The sequence below is a fragment of the Desulfurobacterium sp. TC5-1 genome, assembly GCF_000421485.1.
In the GTDB taxonomy this organism is placed as follows: Bacteria; Aquificota; Aquificia; order Desulfurobacteriales; family Desulfurobacteriaceae; genus Desulfurobacterium_A.
Genome location: NZ_ATXC01000001.1, coordinates 146373 through 162464, shown reverse-complemented (window position 1 = coordinate 162464; position 16092 = coordinate 146373). Strand labels below are relative to the sequence as shown.

At 37.3% G+C, this 16092-nt stretch carries 11 protein-coding genes; 7 read left to right on the top strand and 4 right to left on the bottom strand.

Features of this window, described 5'->3' with window-relative positions; all coding sequences use genetic code 11:
• Nucleotides 1–720, bottom strand: coding sequence for a 16S rRNA (uracil(1498)-N(3))-methyltransferase (locus H153_RS0100825; protein WP_022846234.1), 720 nt, complete (start codon nt 718–720; stop codon nt 1–3).
• Between the two features lie 473 nt (nt 721–1193).
• Between H153_RS0100825 and H153_RS0100820 the strand changes: the two genes are divergently transcribed.
• The 5 genes from H153_RS0100820 to H153_RS0100800 are packed head-to-tail and all read left to right on the top strand — an operon-like array spanning nt 1194 to nt 9091.
• A complete protein-coding gene (locus H153_RS0100820) occupies nt 1194–2540 on the top strand; it encodes a hypothetical protein (protein WP_022846233.1) in 1347 nt (448 codons plus the stop codon).
• Nucleotides 2533–5865 (top strand): tetratricopeptide repeat protein, encoded by a 3333-nt coding sequence (locus H153_RS0100815; protein ID WP_022846232.1) that lies wholly within the window; start codon nt 2533–2535, stop codon nt 5863–5865. The genes H153_RS0100820 and H153_RS0100815 overlap by 8 nt, the downstream gene beginning before the upstream one ends.
• Nucleotides 5855–7168 (top strand): glycosyltransferase, encoded by a 1314-nt coding sequence (locus tag H153_RS0100810; RefSeq protein WP_022846231.1) that lies wholly within the window; start codon nt 5855–5857, stop codon nt 7166–7168. Before H153_RS0100815 ends, H153_RS0100810 begins: the two co-directional genes overlap by 11 nt.
• Nucleotides 7168–7356, top strand: a complete 189-nt coding sequence (locus tag H153_RS0100805) for a hypothetical protein (protein ID WP_022846230.1) — start codon at nt 7168–7170, stop codon at nt 7354–7356. The genes H153_RS0100810 and H153_RS0100805 overlap by 1 nt, the downstream gene beginning before the upstream one ends.
• The gene (locus H153_RS0100800) at nt 7310–9091 is read left to right on the top strand and encodes a polysaccharide deacetylase family protein (protein WP_022846229.1); all 1782 of its coding nucleotides are present in this window, start codon (nt 7310–7312) and stop codon (nt 9089–9091) included. Before H153_RS0100805 ends, H153_RS0100800 begins: the two co-directional genes overlap by 47 nt.
• Here the strand turns inward: H153_RS0100800 and H153_RS0100795 are convergent.
• The 3 genes from H153_RS0100795 to H153_RS0100785 are packed head-to-tail and all read right to left on the bottom strand — an operon-like array spanning nt 9078 to nt 13478.
• A complete protein-coding gene (locus tag H153_RS0100795; RefSeq protein WP_022846228.1) occupies nt 9078–10328 on the bottom strand; it encodes a hypothetical protein in 1251 nt (416 codons plus the stop codon). The genes H153_RS0100800 and H153_RS0100795 overlap by 14 nt on opposite strands.
• Nucleotides 10329–10332: 4 nt before the next feature.
• Nucleotides 10333–12795: an ATP-dependent Clp protease ATP-binding subunit gene (locus H153_RS0100790; RefSeq protein WP_022846227.1), complete on the bottom strand. Its 2463-nt coding sequence runs from the start codon at nt 12793–12795 to the stop codon at nt 10333–10335.
• A gap of 11 nt (nt 12796–12806) precedes the next feature.
• On the bottom strand, nt 12807–13478 hold the full coding sequence (locus tag H153_RS0100785; protein WP_022846226.1) for an ABC transporter ATP-binding protein: 672 nt from the start codon (nt 13476–13478) through the stop codon (nt 12807–12809).
• A gap of 67 nt (nt 13479–13545) precedes the next feature.
• On the opposite strand from H153_RS0100785, the gene H153_RS0100780 reads away from it, so the two are divergent.
• Together H153_RS0100780 and H153_RS08880 are read left to right on the top strand one after the other, a co-directional pair.
• On the top strand, nt 13546–14928 hold the full coding sequence (locus H153_RS0100780; protein WP_022846225.1) for an HD domain-containing protein: 1383 nt from the start codon (nt 13546–13548) through the stop codon (nt 14926–14928).
• Complete coding sequence (locus H153_RS08880; RefSeq protein WP_022846224.1) at nt 14925–16082, top strand: amidohydrolase family protein; 1158 nt, start codon at nt 14925–14927, stop codon at nt 16080–16082. The genes H153_RS0100780 and H153_RS08880 overlap by 4 nt, the downstream gene beginning before the upstream one ends.
• The last annotated feature ends 10 nt before the right edge of the window (nt 16083–16092 follow it).

Genomic DNA, 16092 nt, shown 5'->3' with positions numbered 1-16092 from the left:
CTACTTAAGGTCTCCCCATATATACTGAACAAGAGCAAGTCCTACAATAGCAGCTGTTTCCGCCCTGAGTATTCTCTTTCCAAGGTGAATAACGTGAAAACCTCTATCTTTTAAAAAGTCAACCTCTTTTTCGTCAAGTCCTCCTTCAGGACCTACGACAAGGGAAACAGAAGTTGCAGTCACATCGGAAAAACTCTCAAAACTTCTTCCACCTCTTTCCCAGAGAACAAACCTTAAATCAGAATTATCTTCAACATCACGAAGCTTAACAGGTTCTTTAACAGGTGGAATAACAGCCCGTCCACACTGTTTTGAAGCATTTAAAACAATCTCATTCCAGCGCCTCAATTTCCCGCTCCAATCTTTAACTTTCTCACCAAAAGCAGAACGCTGACATATCACAGGAACAATTTCCGTAACACCAAGCTCCGTCGCTTTTTGAAGTGCAAGCTCAAACTTTTGAAGTCTGTTTGTAAGCCCCATAAAAAGCTTTGTTTTTAAAGGACTTTCCCTGTTTATGGTTATCTCTTCAAGAACTTTAAGCCGCACTGACTGAGTAGATGAAGCCTCTATAACAGCAAGATATTCTTTACCGCTCCCGTCAAAGATAACAATCTCGTCACCAGGACGAAGCCTCAAAACCTTCAAAACATGCCTTGCTTCCTGACCCCTCAAATAGGCAACATTACCCTTTATACCATCAACTTTAAATCTTCTCATAGCCTCTCCGTAATAACACGCAGGAATTATCTTAAATTTTAACATTACAGCAACAGTGCAAACACACTACCTTAAAAAACTCCTCAGATGTATTTTGCAGGCTATCGCAAAATATTCTACAGAAAAAGCAATAATCCACACAGTGAAAAACAAATACTGAAGCTAAACAATCATTTAACCGCATTTTATAAATCACAAAAACAGATTTAGTTGCAAAATCCAAGGAGTTAAACTACGTATATCCAGCTTTTGCCAGTAGTGGTGTAAAATTTCAATGTTTGTCAACAATTTTTCTTCAAATAGCACCATTAATAATAACACCCTTACCGGGCAAATTACCTTCCTTTAACATTATAAGCAGATATTCTTTAGAAAGATGGCTGTCATTCAAATCCTAAGCTTTAAAAATCCTTCATAAATTATGATAAACTTATTAATCAGCATTAACAAATTTTTAAAACCGGGAGTAATACATGCTGTGCAAAATATTTGAAGACGCAAAAAGAGTAATAATAGAGGACAAAGCTCCCGGCTCTATAGTGGCAAACTTTCTGTTTATTCTTTCATGTATCAAGGAAGGAAAGAAGATTACTGTATTTCTCAACTTCCCTGAAGAAATTGTAATACCCACCGTTGAAAATTTATCAGAAACCCTTGGAATAGATAAAGAAAAGCTTGGAAACTTAACCCTGTTCTTTACAGTAGAAGATTTTACAAAACTCAAAAGTATGTATGGCATTGACTTTTTAAAGATAGAACTTGAGAAGATTGTCAACGAAACAAGACCAGATATCATCTATTTTGTAAGGCTTGATACTCTATTTTCACCAGGTGAAGAACTATACATCTCTGACTTTGTTAAATTTTTAACAGATAGGCTATCCATCAATTCCAAACTGGTCGTTTCCTTTAGACGCTCCACAAAAAACATAGAGAGTAGGCCTGAAGCTCCATTCTTAATAGAACTCTTTGACTTATCGTTAATAGTTGAGGAGGAAAAAGAAGGAAGCTTCAAAATACACAAAAAACAGACTCGTTCTTTTGAGCTTACAATCTACAGGGCTTCCATAGACAAAGAAAAAAAAGGCATAACGCTCATAGAAACATTCTCAAATACAAAAGATAAACCGGCAAATATCCTTCTTATTAGCTCTGATGAATACATTATTAAATTACATCGGTATATCCTTTCAAAAAACTGTAAACTTGAAACCGCCAAGACACCTGAAGAGGCACTTTTGAAAATATCCTCAGAATACGACATAACAATATACTATCCGTTCAGTAAACAGAACGATTTTTCTATATGCAAGCTTAAAGAAAACAAAAATCTTAAATTTCCGATTATATACATATCGCCGGTATTTTTGAAAAATATGGAAAGAAGTCAGGCATCCAAATTGGGGTGCCTGACCTTTTCTGTTCCTTTTTCAACTGAAGAATACACAGGAACCATAGAGGGATTACTTTCAAGATATGTAGCAAACCACTACGGTGAAGTCTTTAAGAACAATAAAATAGCCTGCTCATCTCTAAAGGAAATTAAAGAAACCGTAAACACGCTTCTTAACCATAGACTTTTCTTTAGTTACTTTGTATTTAAAACAAATGAAAGAGTTGACTCAAAAAAATTGGCCGAATTTTTAAGAGACACAGATAAAGTATTTGTAAAAGAAGGAAAAATTCATGTTATAGCCTACGATATGTGGAAAGTGCAGGCAGAAATACTTTTTAATAGATTCAAAACATACGCAAATGAAATCGAACTTATCGAAAGTACTGACGCTGTTGACCTTTTCTGGAGGGAAAAGGATGCTTAAAAACATCCTTATAACAATAGTTCTGCTTCTCTGTACACAGGCAAAAGCTGGAACTCCAAACGCAACAGGTAAGCTTCAAAATGACACCAAACTTATCTTGCTCAGAGCAAATAAAAGCATAATGAAAATGGATATAACAAACGCGACACGCCTCATAATATTAGCAGAAAAACGGAATCCTTCCCTTGTTAAAGAAACAGGAATAAAAGAACGGTTAAAACTTCTTAAAGAATTCACTGATATGTGTAGGAAAATAAATATCAAACCAGAAATAAACGAGGCCACTGAAAAACTCTGGGAAAAACAGTCGTACAAAGATGCACTATTGCTCTATAAAGTTCACAAAGAACTTAATTTAAAATTAAAACAGAGCAACATCATAAAACTTGCCATGGCCCTTGCATGGAGTAATCATCTAAAAGAAGCCGAAGACATCTTAGAGGAATACAAAAACAAAAAAGATAGAAACTATATAGAACTAAAACTGAAAATATGTAATTGGGCGGGAAATTACGATTGCTCAAAGAAATATATGAATCTCTTACTAAAGTATTACCCCGATGGACAGAGCTATAAACTTGCATTTGAAACACTCCTTAATTACGGTGAACTTGAAAAAGCAGAACAACTTCTTCTTGTTGCGAAAAGAAAATTTCCAGGAAACACATGGAAAGAACTTTTTAAAAAGATAGAAGAAAAAAGAGAAAAACTCATTAAACAACTTATGAATGCGTACTCCAAAAATCCAACATGGAAAAACTGCCTACAACTTACCTACCTTCTCTACACGTCCGGCAAAAAAGAAGAAGCAATAAAACTACTTAAAAGTTATCTCCAAAAGCATCCCAACAGTGAAGAGGCACTTGTAACACTTGCCAAATATCTCTCATGGTCAGGAAAACTTGACGAAGCAGAAGAATTGTACGACCGCCTATTCAAAAAAACCAAAAAACTATCCTACCTATTAATGAAAATTCGGCTTCTTGAATGGAATTCTGAATTTGATAAGGCAAGAAAGCTCCTTAAAAATATAGAGAAAATGCCAGAATTAACAGAACAGGAAAAAGCAGAAGTACACAAACTCTTTGGATATCTGTACCTATGGCAAAACGCAGAAGACAAAGCCCTCCAATACTTCAAAATGGCACAAAGGGAAAATCCTGATGATGAAGAGATAAAAGAAGAAATAATGCTACTTACAGGAAATTTCAAACCTGTTCTTAAAAAATACCTGAATCTAATAAAGAAAGAACCTAAACCGTACTACTACAGGCGGATAGGCGATATATACCTTAAAATAGGAAAGTACAAAAAGGCACTTAAATACTACTTAAAATATTCAGAATTAAACCCTGAAGACATCAATGTTTTTAGAGATATAGGCGAAATCTATATAAAACTTGGGAATTACCAGAAAGGCTTTTCATACCTCGAATTCTATGCGAATAAGATTAACACGAGTAAGGCAAAACTTATTCTCGCTAAAAACTACTACTGGGCAGGATTCCCAAAAGCTGCACTCCAGGTATTAGAAGAGATCATTAAAACGGATCCCAACAATAGAAAAGCGATTAACCTGAAAGCAAAAATATTATCAGAAACACCAAGATTTAAAATGGAACAACAATCAGTAGAAACCACTGGCAAAAACACAGAGATAGAAAAATGGAAAGAGTTAGCAGAAAGACTCGAAAACGGTGGCTTTATTAAGGAAGCGGCAAAAGCCTACGAGAAATATTTAACCTTCTATCCGGAAGACCCAAAAGCCATATACGGTCTCGCGAAAACTTTAGAAATTCTCGGAAACTACGAAGAAGCTGCTGCAGAGTGGTTTCTCCTTAGCTGGTACAGAAATGACATAGAGGTACTTTTCCATTACGGCCGCTGTCTGGCAAATAGTGGGAAAAAGGAAGAAGCGAAAAAAATACTTAAAAGAATTGTAGCTCTACAACCACCTGAAACTATACTCGCATTTCTTAATCAATGGAAGAAAGCCTGGGAAGAGAAGAACTTTGAAAAATATGTCTCTTTCTACGCAAAGAGTGTAAAAACACCGTACTGGATATGGAAGAAGAAAAACCTCTTCAGAGAAAATAGCTACATAAAAGTTAATATCAGTAACATTGAACTTAAATCAAAGGCAGATAATAAATATAAAATTCAATTCTGGCAGCAGTATTCATCTCCAACCCATTCAGACGAAGGACTAAAGACACTTGTATTAGAAGAAATTGCACCGAAAAAGTTCCTTATCGTAAAAGAGACATGGCAGAAAGCCCAGAAAAAATACGATCTGGACAAAATTATAGGAGAAGCAAAGAGGTTGTTAAAGACAATAGAGAATCAGAAGTCCAAGACCAGAGAAAATGCAACTCACAAAATCTCAGAAAAAAATAATCCTAAAATAGAACAACAAAAAATTGAGTTAGATGAAAAGTTGATAGATAGATTTAGCTTAAAACTATCATTATTAGACAACCTTACTCTAAATATACCCGAAGTTCCCACTGGAAAGATTGGCCAACAGGAAAAGCAGGAATCAGAAAAGATAAAAGGCCAGTTCTACGGAAACAGTTTGTTTGACTCAAACAGTGTAAGTTTTTTCACGGCAGGATACAGATTGGCGAAAGATAACCTCTCAGGCAGAATAGAAGGATACTATCTAAAAAACAACGGCACATTTACCGGATTTGAAGTCTCAGGTAAAATAATCAACTCCACATTTTGGTACGGATTAACAATTGATATCTCAAACTACTATAAAAACATCTATCCATTCATAACCTATTTCAATAAAGAAAATGGTCTAACCGTTTCCCTGCTTCAAGAATCGATAGCAAAAGAGAGACTATCAACGACAGCAGCAGAAAAAAACAGAATTGGAACCTTTGTAAAAGGAACCCTGTATAGAAAGGCAAGTAATAAAGAACTGTGGGGTGAAATCAAGACAGGATACATAAACGACGGTAACATCTCCACAATTTTTCAATTCCTGTTAGCCGACAGTAAGAATAGCATCTCACCAGTTCTCAAAGGCTGGTATATGGCAGATTCAAAGGAAACAGAGGAATACTACTCACCACACTTTTTTGACAGTACCCTGATAGGACTAAAAAAGACTATTTTATACGGAGGATTGAAAATAGAACCGGAAGTTGATGTCGGGTATTCATTTAAAGAAAAACTTATGCTTGGCGAGATAACCTTAAAAGCCAGACAGAAACGGTGGAATGCTAAACTAACATTCAGCAACTTAAGAGTTACTACCCTATCCGAAAGCAGATACTGGTATTTAACCTGCGAGGTGATGGTTAATGGATTTTAAAAAGATCGCTGTTGCTGCTGGCACGCTCCTGTTTTTTGCATCTATTCTTGCCATCAATTTTTTGATAACTGAACACCTTTTTTATCAATTCACAAGCGTCGTAATGAAAATAGGAAGTATTATTCTGATTTCTTTTCTAACGCTCATCGTTATGAGGTACCTCGGATTCCTGTGGCTTTCCTTCCTGAACGGATATTCTACGGCAAAAACGGCTCTGGAAGGAAAAGACTTTTATCCGGGCATCTCAATAATAGTCCCTGCGTACAACGAAGAAGTAACGATAAGACAGTCTCTATTATCCCTTATAAAGTTAGACTATCCAAAGTACGAAGTAATCGTCATTGACGACGGCTCGAAAGACAAAACCTACCATATAGCAAGCAGCATGGCAAAAAACTACGGCAATGTAACTGTAAGAGTCTTCAAAAAGAAAAACGGCGGAAAGGCAAGAGCTCTCAACTATGGAATAGAAAGAGCCACCTACAACATTGTAATGTGTGTTGATGCAGACTCAAAACTGGAAAGAGATGTTCTAAAGAAAATGGTAAGACATTTTAAAGATCCCCATGTTGCTGCCGTTGCCGGTGCTGTAAAAGTGTCAAACGCCGATAAAATACTTACCAAACTTCAACAGTTAGAGTACATAGAAGGGCTTAACATGTCAAGGAGTGGCCAGGGTTTTATGAGAGCCGTAAACATAATTCCCGGACCTATAGGAATGTTCAAAAAGGATGCCTTAAAAAAAGTAGGATATTACGACAGTGATACCTTTGCAGAAGACTGTGACTTAACGTTAAAGCTGATAACGGCAGGATTCAAGATAGACTACGAGCCAGACGCAATGGCGTGGACAGAAGCACCTGAAGAAGTTATACCTTTGATAAAACAGAGATACAGATGGACAAGGGGAATATTACAGTCAATCAGAAAGCATTCACACTTGTTGTGGAACTTTAAAGAAAATCCAATTGCATCCTTTACACTCTGGTATATGCAGCTGGAAGGCATCTGGTGGCCTTTCATGGACATATTCGCCAACATATTTCTGATATTTATAGCAGCCACTTACGGCCTCTCGTGGACCATTGTGAACTGGTGGGTTCTGCTTACAATCATAGACGGTGCCGCCGCACTTTTCTGTCTTATATTTACAGGAGAAAGCCTTAGATACATGTTGTACGTACCGGCATACAGAATTTTCTACATTACGTTTTTAAACATCGTAAAGGTTTTTGCAACGATAGAAGAATGGTTCAACCTTGAAATGAGCTGGGGAAAACTTGAAAGGAAGGGGAAGATATAATGGACATTGTTGCCTTTACCGCCCTGGTCATACTGTTTCTCATAATTCTAACCCTCATCCTGGGTGTCCTTTCCTACTTCGCATTTAAAGCAAGGGGAGCAAAGAGCGGTAAAGAGAGCATAACCTACGAGGAGGTTCTTCTTGAATCGGGAAAAAAATACATCTTCTTTAAAAGAAAGGATCTTTAGCATCTTTTACCTCCCATCCGCTCTACTTGTAGTATTCATGTTTTCCATAAGCAGCACCGTAGTTGTATATAATCTCCTTGGAGTAAGGGGAAGCATACCTATAGGCCATAGACAAAACCGTAAAGTAGGAATTCTATTTCTGAACGAAAGTCAAAACTGGTATTCAAAAGTATCATCAAAAACAAAGTACAAAAACAGACTCTCTGAAGTAAAAGAAGACCTACTGAAGCTAAACATCAAATCCGACATTATTAAGATAGAAGATCTAAAAAACTATCCCATCGTTTTTGTTATAGATTCCCCCTCCATAAGCAAGGAACATAGAAAGGCACTAAAGGAATACCTTAAAAATGGCGGACACATTTTAATAACATGGTTTTCCGGGTTCTATGACGAAAATTTCAACAAAGTTAAACCGATAATTGAGGAATTTAGCGATGCAAAATTTAAAAACATCTTTTCTCCGGGAGAAAAAATTTTTGTGGCTCCTAAAATCCTTAACCCTATAACCTTTTCTCTCCATGGAAAACGGGCCGAAATAGTTCTATACGATCCAATGCCCTTATTTTCAAGCGCTCAAGCCCGTTCAAGTCTACTTCCATGTTCATGGAGTATGCTACCGCACAAAACGATTGGAACAACCCCGCTGATGTTTTACGGATTTTACGGAAACGGCAGCTTTGTCTACACAACATTCCCGTACTATAGCCTGAAAGATATAAAAGGACAGGATAAATACTTTATGACTCTTCTAAAAAACATCTATAACTTTCTATCAGAAAAAAGTATAGCCGTCCCATTCCCGTTTATAGACATAGAAAATCCTACAGTAATAGAAACTGATGCCGAATATGAAATAGAAAATCTTAAACATTTCGAAAATACGCTGAGAAAATTCAGAATAAAAGGGACAGCTTTTATTCTGTCATCTTTAGCAAACAGAGTTTCATCCAATTTGCTAAAATCAAAAAATATTGAAATTGGCTCCCACTTCACGGAACACATACCATTAACAAAGCTAAAAATTGCAGATATAGAAACAGGATTAAAAAAATCAAAAGAAATTTTGGAAAAATTATCAGGAAAAAAGGTAACAGGTTTTCGACCACCGGAAGAAAGTATTCCGGAACATCTGACAGAACTCCTGAAAAAGACCGATTACAGATATCTCCTGTCCTCCGCAGAAAAGACGTCAATCTATCCACATATGAAAAATGGTATTGTAGTTATACCAAGAAATGGAAATGACGATTTTTACTTCACGATAAAATCTAACAAGCTATCAGCAGAGGAATTCCTGAAAGAAGAATCCTTTATCCATACCCTAAATAGCGTGTATATACTCTCCCTTCACACAGAAATTGGACTTAAAGAACAATCCCTTTTATCATCATTCATAGAGAAATCTAAAAATACAACCTTTACAACCTGCAAAAAGATAGCGGAAAAAGTTAGACTTTTTTACGGATTAAATACCAAACTGACTATATCATCTAACGGAAAAGCAGCTTCCCTTAAAATCGTAAACAGGAATCCAGAAACGGTAAAAAAAATGAAGGTTAGAATTTTCTGGAACAAAAAGGGTATATCCGTGGTAAAAGCAGTGTCAGAGATAGTCGGTCAGCCCTCTCCAGAGGTAAAGAACTACCAGACATACACGGACATTACACTTAAAGAAATTAAACCAGCCTCTTCACAAATCTTCTACTTAACGTTAGCTTCTAATGGAAGATAGAATCCAGATCCACCTTAAACGAAATATCTCCGTCTATGTGAGAGTCGAAACTCCCGTCTGTAGTATTGCTTATTACTATTCCAATGTGATACTCGTTGTTAAGGAAAAACTGATAACCGTTAAGATCGTGATGGGGATTGTCAAAAACCGCCATCAAACCTTCCATAAATATATGATGATTGAAAAGCTCCGTTTTATTTCCGAAAATCTGCAGATAAACTTCCTCTGCAACTGAATTCCATCCCTGAGGATCATACTCACCATCATCTATGGTTCCATTACCGTTGGTATCGTTCCACGTACCTGTAGCAACTGTTGTATAACCTAACATTACAGGTTTCTGCCACTTACCATAGAGAAAATCGGCGAAGTTTATTATTCTCCGTCTTATATCTTTAAGACCAAGTGTGTCGTAATTATAAACCTTTACAGCAGAAGGGTTTTCAGGATCCCTCGTAAACTGAGAAAGCATCTCCTGAAATCCAATAAAATCAATCTTATCTTTTAACTGATAAATTAAATCGTCAAATCGGCTCCACTCATACTTATCACCAAGGGAACATGTTGCGTAACCGCACTTTGGATAAACACCGCTCCGGCTACCAGTGTCAGTGAGAATGAGACCGCAGTAGGTATCAGGAACGGACTTTAATATATCTATAGCTTTCTCAAAAATTCCCGCAAATTCACTCTGATGGGTTTCAACAACCCCTTTGTTAAACTCTGGCTCAACAGCCACAAGTTTTATCCCTCTTAGCTTTGAAAGAAAGTCTTTCAACTGATTAACTTTTGCATAGTAAGCATCGATGTCCGATTGCGTAGGCATAACATCGAGAGAATCACCGAAGTACCAGAACATAAAAACAGGAATTTTTCCTCCATCCATAGCTTCCTGTAAGAGAGAGGTGTTTATCCATTCAGAATTCCAATCTTTCGTAACCCAATAAACAAGATACCTGACATCCGAAATCTCCCTCTGCAAGTGTTCAAAAGCCGTTTCATTGTAATCCCTAACATTTGTGCGGTAATAGTCTATTTCTCCTGTTTTGTTTAGTATGTAATTCTCAAGTTCCACCCAAACAACGGTTCCATTTACACCGTAGAAATCATTTCCACCCGGTGGAATTCCAACACCAAACCTTTCAGCAAAAGGATAAACGGCAGAATCTGGAGAACCGCCACATGAGGCAAAAACAAGAGAAAGAAAAATCAACAGCAGGAAGTTCAATAACCTCATAAAATCACCTTATCTGTGCTGTTGCTCTCTTCTTCTTCTTCTCTCTCACACTTATCTTTCCTTTAGGTGTTACATCAAATACCACTTCACCACCTTCAAGGAACCTTCCAGAAAGAATTTCGTCTGTTAACCTGTCCTCTATTAAAGATTGAATAGCTCTTCTTATGGTTCTTGCCCCATACTCTTTACGGAACTCCCTATCAACGATGTAATTTACAAACTTATTGGTAACATGAACTTTTAGATTCCTCTCTTTCAACTCTTCATTGAGCCTATCAACCTGCTTCCTGACAATCTCTTTAACATCTTCCCTTGTAAGAGGATGGAAAACAACTATCTCATCAAGCCTGTTTATAAACTCAGGTTTAAAGTATCTCTTCACTTCATCCATAACAAAAGATTTCATTCTCTCAAAAGCCTTTCTTTCCATATCTTCTTCTGTGCCTGTATCAAAGCCAAGACCTTTTTGAGCGGAAACAAGGTGCTTTGCACCAAGGTTTGAAGTCATTATAAGTATCGTATTTGTGAAAGAAACTGTTCTACCAAGACCGTCCGTCAATCGACCGTCTTCCATTATCTGGAGCAGTATGTTAAGAACGTCTGGATGGGCTTTTTCTATCTCGTCAAGGAGAATAACGCTGTACGGCTTCCTCCTTACAATCTCTGTAAGCTGACCACCCTCTTCATAACCAACATATCCCGGAGGCGCACCTATAAGTCTTGAAACAGTGTGCTTCTCCATATATTCAGACATATCAATTCTAACCATCGCTTTCTCATCACCAAATAAAACTTCTGCAAGTGTTTTAGCAAGTTCTGTCTTACCAACACCTGTCGGTCCAAGGAAGAGGAAAGCACCTATAGGCCTGTTAAGGTTAGTCCTGATGCCGAGTCTTGAACGTTTTATGGCTCGCGCAACTGCACTGACAGCTTCTTCCTGACCAACCACCCTTTTATGAAGCTCAGATTCAAGCCTTAGTAGTTTTTCCCTTTCAGCTTCATGTATCTGATTAACCGGGATACCTGTCCAGAGTGCTACAATCTCTTCTATTTCAAGAACATCTACTACAGGCTTCTCACTCTTACGGGAAACGAGCCATTTCTTATTTAACTCTTCAAGCTCGGCAGTTAACTTCATCTCCTCCTGCTTGTATTCGTGAGCCTTCTCATACTCAGCCATTGCAAGAGCTTCCTCTTTGAGGGCTTTTATCGCCTGCAACCTCTCTTCTATTTTCTTTATTTCTGCAGGCTTTGTTCCCACTCTCAACTGAGCTTTTGCACCGGCTTCGTCAATAATATCTATAGCCTTATCGGGAAGTTTCCTATCATTTATGTAACGAACTGCTAACTTAACAGCCCTTTCTATCGCCTCATCGGTTATCTTCACGTTGTGGAATTCTTCAAATTTCGGCTTCAAACCTTTTAAAATCTCAACCGTCTCTTCCATTGAAGGCTCTTCAACTAAAACAGGCTGAAATCTTCTTTCCAGTGCACCGTCTTTCTCTATGTATTTTCTATATTCATCAAGAGTAGTAGCACCTATAACCTGTATTTCGCCCCTTGAAAGGGAAGGCTTTAGAATGTTTGAAGCATCCATAGAACCTTCAGCAGCACCAGCACCAACCAGTGTATGAAGTTCATCGATGAAAAGAATTACATCCTTATTGTTTTCAAGTTCCTTAACAACTGCCTTTAAGCGCTCTTCAAACTGTCCCCTGTATTTGGTTCCAGCAATAAGAGAAGCCATGTCAAGAGAAACGATTCTTTTATCCTTCAGCTTTTCCGGAACACCTCCTTCAGCTATTCTTATAGCCAATCCTTCAACTATTGCCGTTTTTCCAACACCTGGTTCACCTATCAAAACAGGATTGTTTTTACGTCTTCTCGCAAGAATGTGAATTACTCTCTCTATCTCCTTGTCACGACCAATAACAGGATCAAGAGTTCCTTCCTCGGCAAGTTTTGTTAAATCTCTTCCGTACTTGTCGAGATTAGGTGTGCTGGATTTTCTTGATGTCTTTGCTCTGCCAAGAATACCTTTAAGTATGGCCGTTACCTCCCTACGGAGCGTATAATGATCAAGGCCGTAACTTCTTAAAATTCTACCTGCAAGACCAAGCCTTTCTTTTGCAAGACCTATAAATATGTGCTCCGGTCCGACATAAGCATGGCCAAGTATTTTCGCCTCTTCAACTGCCTGTTCAAGAGCACGTCTTGCCTCTGTAGTAAAAGCAATGGTATTAACATCCACCTCTTCCGGGGAAGGTTGAATTTGATGAATTACCATTTCCTGGATACGAATCTTTGAAATGTTATACTTGCTGATTATCTGATTAACAATTTCGTCCTCCTTCAGTAAAACAAGGAGTAAATGTTCCGTTCCAAGATAAGGTGTTCTTAAAACGACTGCCTCTTCCTTCGCTTTTATTACAATTTGTCTTGCTTTTTTTGTAAACTTCTCAAACATATACACCTCTCTTAAATATTAATAACACCGTCTTTTATAAAGTATATTCTGTCGGCAAATTTTTCCAGCTCATGATTATGGGTGGCAATGAAAAAAGTAGTTCCAGTTTCTCTGTTAAGTTCAGCCATAAGAGAAAGAACAGATTCTGAAGTTTTTGAATCAAGGTTCCCAGTAGGTTCATCGGCAAGAACAAGTTCCGGAGAGTTAACAAGAGCACGGGCAATTGCTGTTCTCTGTTGCTCACCGCCAGATATCTCGAACGGTTTATGAGTTAATCTATGTCCCAAACCGACCATTTTCAACATCTCAACAGCCTTTTCCCTCGCCTCGTCAACATCTACACCACCAATTAAAAGAGGAGCCATCACATTCTCAATAAGGGTAAACTCCATTATCAAATAGTGAAATTGAAATACAAATCCCAAATTTCTATTCCTGAAAAGTGCAAGCTCTCTCTCATCAAGTGAAAATAGATCTTTACCCCTATAAAGTACAGTCCCTAAAGTGGGTCTATCGAGAGTTCCAAGTATATGAAGAAGCGTACTTTTCCCCGAACCTGAAGCTCCCATTATCAGGGCAAATTCACCCTTATTTAACTTAAGGTTGACACCCTTTAGTGCCTCTACTCTATCACTTTCAGTTTCGTAAACTTTCTTCAAATTGTTAACTTCCACAAGAATCATAACTTTAACCTCTCTACCATAACGATTCAGGCTTATAATATCATCTTACTCTAAAGGTGGAGAGAAAATGGAAAAACTCCATAGAGTTGAAGAGAAGATTAAAGAAATCTTATCCTGTATCAGGAACGGATACGTTGTCGGCGGTGCAGTAAGAGATTCCCTTTTAGGTGAAAAGGAACTAAAAGACATAGATATCGTTGTTTCATCTCCACTTAATAAAACCGTTGACTGCATACAAAAATCAACCGGACAAAAAGGCTTCCTTTATACTAAGGAAAAACCTGTATTTACTCTTTATCTTGACAACACCAGAATTGACATAACGGAAATTCAGAAAACCCTTGAAGAAGATCTCCTATCAAGAGACTTTACAATTAATGCCATCGCTTACAGTCTGAAAGATAAAAAAATCATTGACCCCTCAGGCGGATTAAAAGACATATCATCAAAAATACTTAAACCCGTATCCTTTTCTTCTCTCCAGAAAGATCCTGTCAGAATCCTGAGAGGGATAAGGATCAAAAACAGATTCAGATTCTCATACTCCGAAGGGTTTATAAAAGGTACGTACAAATACGGCAAATTATTGGAAAGAGAACCTGTTGAAAGAGTGAGAGAAGAACTTATAAAAATCACTAAAATAAAAGAAGCATACAAAGCCTTTATAGACATGAGAAAACTTAATGTTCTTTATATCCTCTTTCCAGAACTGGCAGAAGAAGAGAAAATCCCACCATCAGGCTTACATCAGTACTCTTTGATAACCCATACAATGAAAACAGTTGAATACATCTGCACCATTTTAAACAAGCCAGAAACGCTAAACCCAAAAATTGTTAAAGAAATAGAAAACGCTCGTTTTTCAGGCAGCTTATCCGGAAGAGAACTGCTAATTTTAACCGCCCTTTTACATGACATAGGCAAACCCATCACAGTAAAGAAAAAAAACTGCTATTTAACATTTTACAACCACGACAAAGTAGGTGGAGAATTGGCCGAAAAGAGACTTTTATACCTTGGATTTGGGAAAAAAACCGCTTCCGCAGTGAAAAAAATTATAAAATTACATCTAAGACCTTTTTTTCTGTTTCAACTTTTTAAAGAAAGAAAACTTACCCAAAAAGCAACGTACAGATTCATTAAAGAAGCAGGTAATCTACTACCTCTAATTGCCGTTCACAGCATCGCCGATTTCAAAGCTACTTCTGAAAAAATGGAAAAAATCTCAGAAGAATTCATCTGGTTTTTAAATGAAAAAGTAATAAATTTCTACTTAAAGGTAAAAAACCTGAAACCGCTCCTTTCAGGAAAAGAGATTATGGAAATAAAAGGCTTGAACGAAGGAAAAGCTGTAGGTAAAATAAAGGAAAAACTGCTTGAATTCCAGGCTTTAGGACTTATTAAGACAAAAGATGAAGCAGAAAAAATTATAAAAGGTTTCTCACCGTGAGAAAAGCTCTTGGTGCTGATTACATAATTGATTTTGACATGAACATCATAAAGGACGGATGGCTTGTATTTCACAACGGTAAAATTGATTTTTTAAGATATGAACCAGAAGGTGAGTTTCACGAAAAATTAAAACTTGCAAATACTATAATTATTCCATCTTTTGTAAATGCGCACACACATCTTGAACTCTCTCTTATGGATTTTGAGCCTTCAAAGATAGAGTCTTTCTTTGATTGGCTTTTATGGATAATATCAAACAGACAGAAACTTGACAAAGAAGAGATAAAAAATGGTGTAAATAGAGGTATAGAACTTTCAGAAAAATGGGGAACGAGCTTTTTTGGTGACATTTCATCGTTTGGTGTTTCACGAAACATCGTTCAAAACGGCATCGTCTTTAACGAAATCCTTGGAAAATTCTTCAACGAAAATGCAGAACCGCCACTATCCATTCATGCAGTATATTCAACTTCCGTAGAAACAATGAAAAAAGCTGTGAAAAAATCTTTAAAGTATGGAACTCTTTACCAGATGCACGTAGGAGAAACGGCAGAGGAACAGAAATTTGTAAGAGGTGAACCCAACCTGTTTGAAACCCTCATATACCCTACAATAGGCAGAAAGCGGTTTGAAAATGTGTACGCAGAAAATATTATAACGTACCTCGAAAAGATAGGTGTACTCACGCCTTTGCTTATTGCCGTTCACTGTACAAATCTCTCAAGAAAAGAGTTAGAAAAACTCATGGAAAAAGGGTGTGGCATTGTAATCTGTCCAAGAAGCAACATTTTTCTCAAAACGGGCTTTCCTGACGTTGAGTTTTTGATAGACTACGAAAAACTGGCAATGGGCACGGATGGACTCAGCTCCAACACCTCTCTATCGATGATTTCAGAGATAAAAACAACATACATAAAAACGGAAGGAAAAGTCAACATCAAAAAACTTTTAAAAGCCGCAACAATAGGTGGGGCAAAAGTTTTAAACATTGAAAGTGACTACAGGAGGAGCGGCATACTTACCGCCATCACAACAGAAAAACGGATCAGTGATCCCCTCACAGCTCTCCTTATGGATGATATTAAGGTAAACGCATTTGACTTGAAAGGCGAAAAAGTGTTAAATTCTCTTAGGCAGTTTTCCGATAATTGAAAATCATTAG

Excerpts from the sequence above, each read along its gene's own strand:
- H153_RS0100795 (WP_022846228.1), bottom strand. The coding sequence starts at position 10,328 with ATGAGGTTATTGAACTTCCTGCTGTTGATTTTTCTTTCTCTTGTTTTT.
- H153_RS0100815 (WP_022846232.1), top strand. The coding sequence starts at position 2,533 with ATGCTTAAAAACATCCTTATAACAATAGTTCTGCTTCTCTGTACACAG.
- H153_RS0100790 (WP_022846227.1), bottom strand. The coding sequence starts at position 12,795 with ATGTTTGAGAAGTTTACAAAAAAAGCAAGACAAATTGTAATAAAAGCG.
- H153_RS0100780 (WP_022846225.1), top strand. The coding sequence starts at position 13,546 with ATGGAAAAACTCCATAGAGTTGAAGAGAAGATTAAAGAAATCTTATCC.
- H153_RS0100805 (WP_022846230.1), top strand. The coding sequence starts at position 7,168 with ATGGACATTGTTGCCTTTACCGCCCTGGTCATACTGTTTCTCATAATT.
- H153_RS0100810 (WP_022846231.1), top strand. The coding sequence starts at position 5,855 with ATGGATTTTAAAAAGATCGCTGTTGCTGCTGGCACGCTCCTGTTTTTT.
- H153_RS0100785 (WP_022846226.1), bottom strand. The coding sequence starts at position 13,478 with ATGATTCTTGTGGAAGTTAACAATTTGAAGAAAGTTTACGAAACTGAA.
- H153_RS0100820 (WP_022846233.1), top strand. The coding sequence starts at position 1,194 with ATGCTGTGCAAAATATTTGAAGACGCAAAAAGAGTAATAATAGAGGAC.
- H153_RS0100825 (WP_022846234.1), bottom strand. The coding sequence starts at position 720 with ATGAGAAGATTTAAAGTTGATGGTATAAAGGGTAATGTTGCCTATTTG.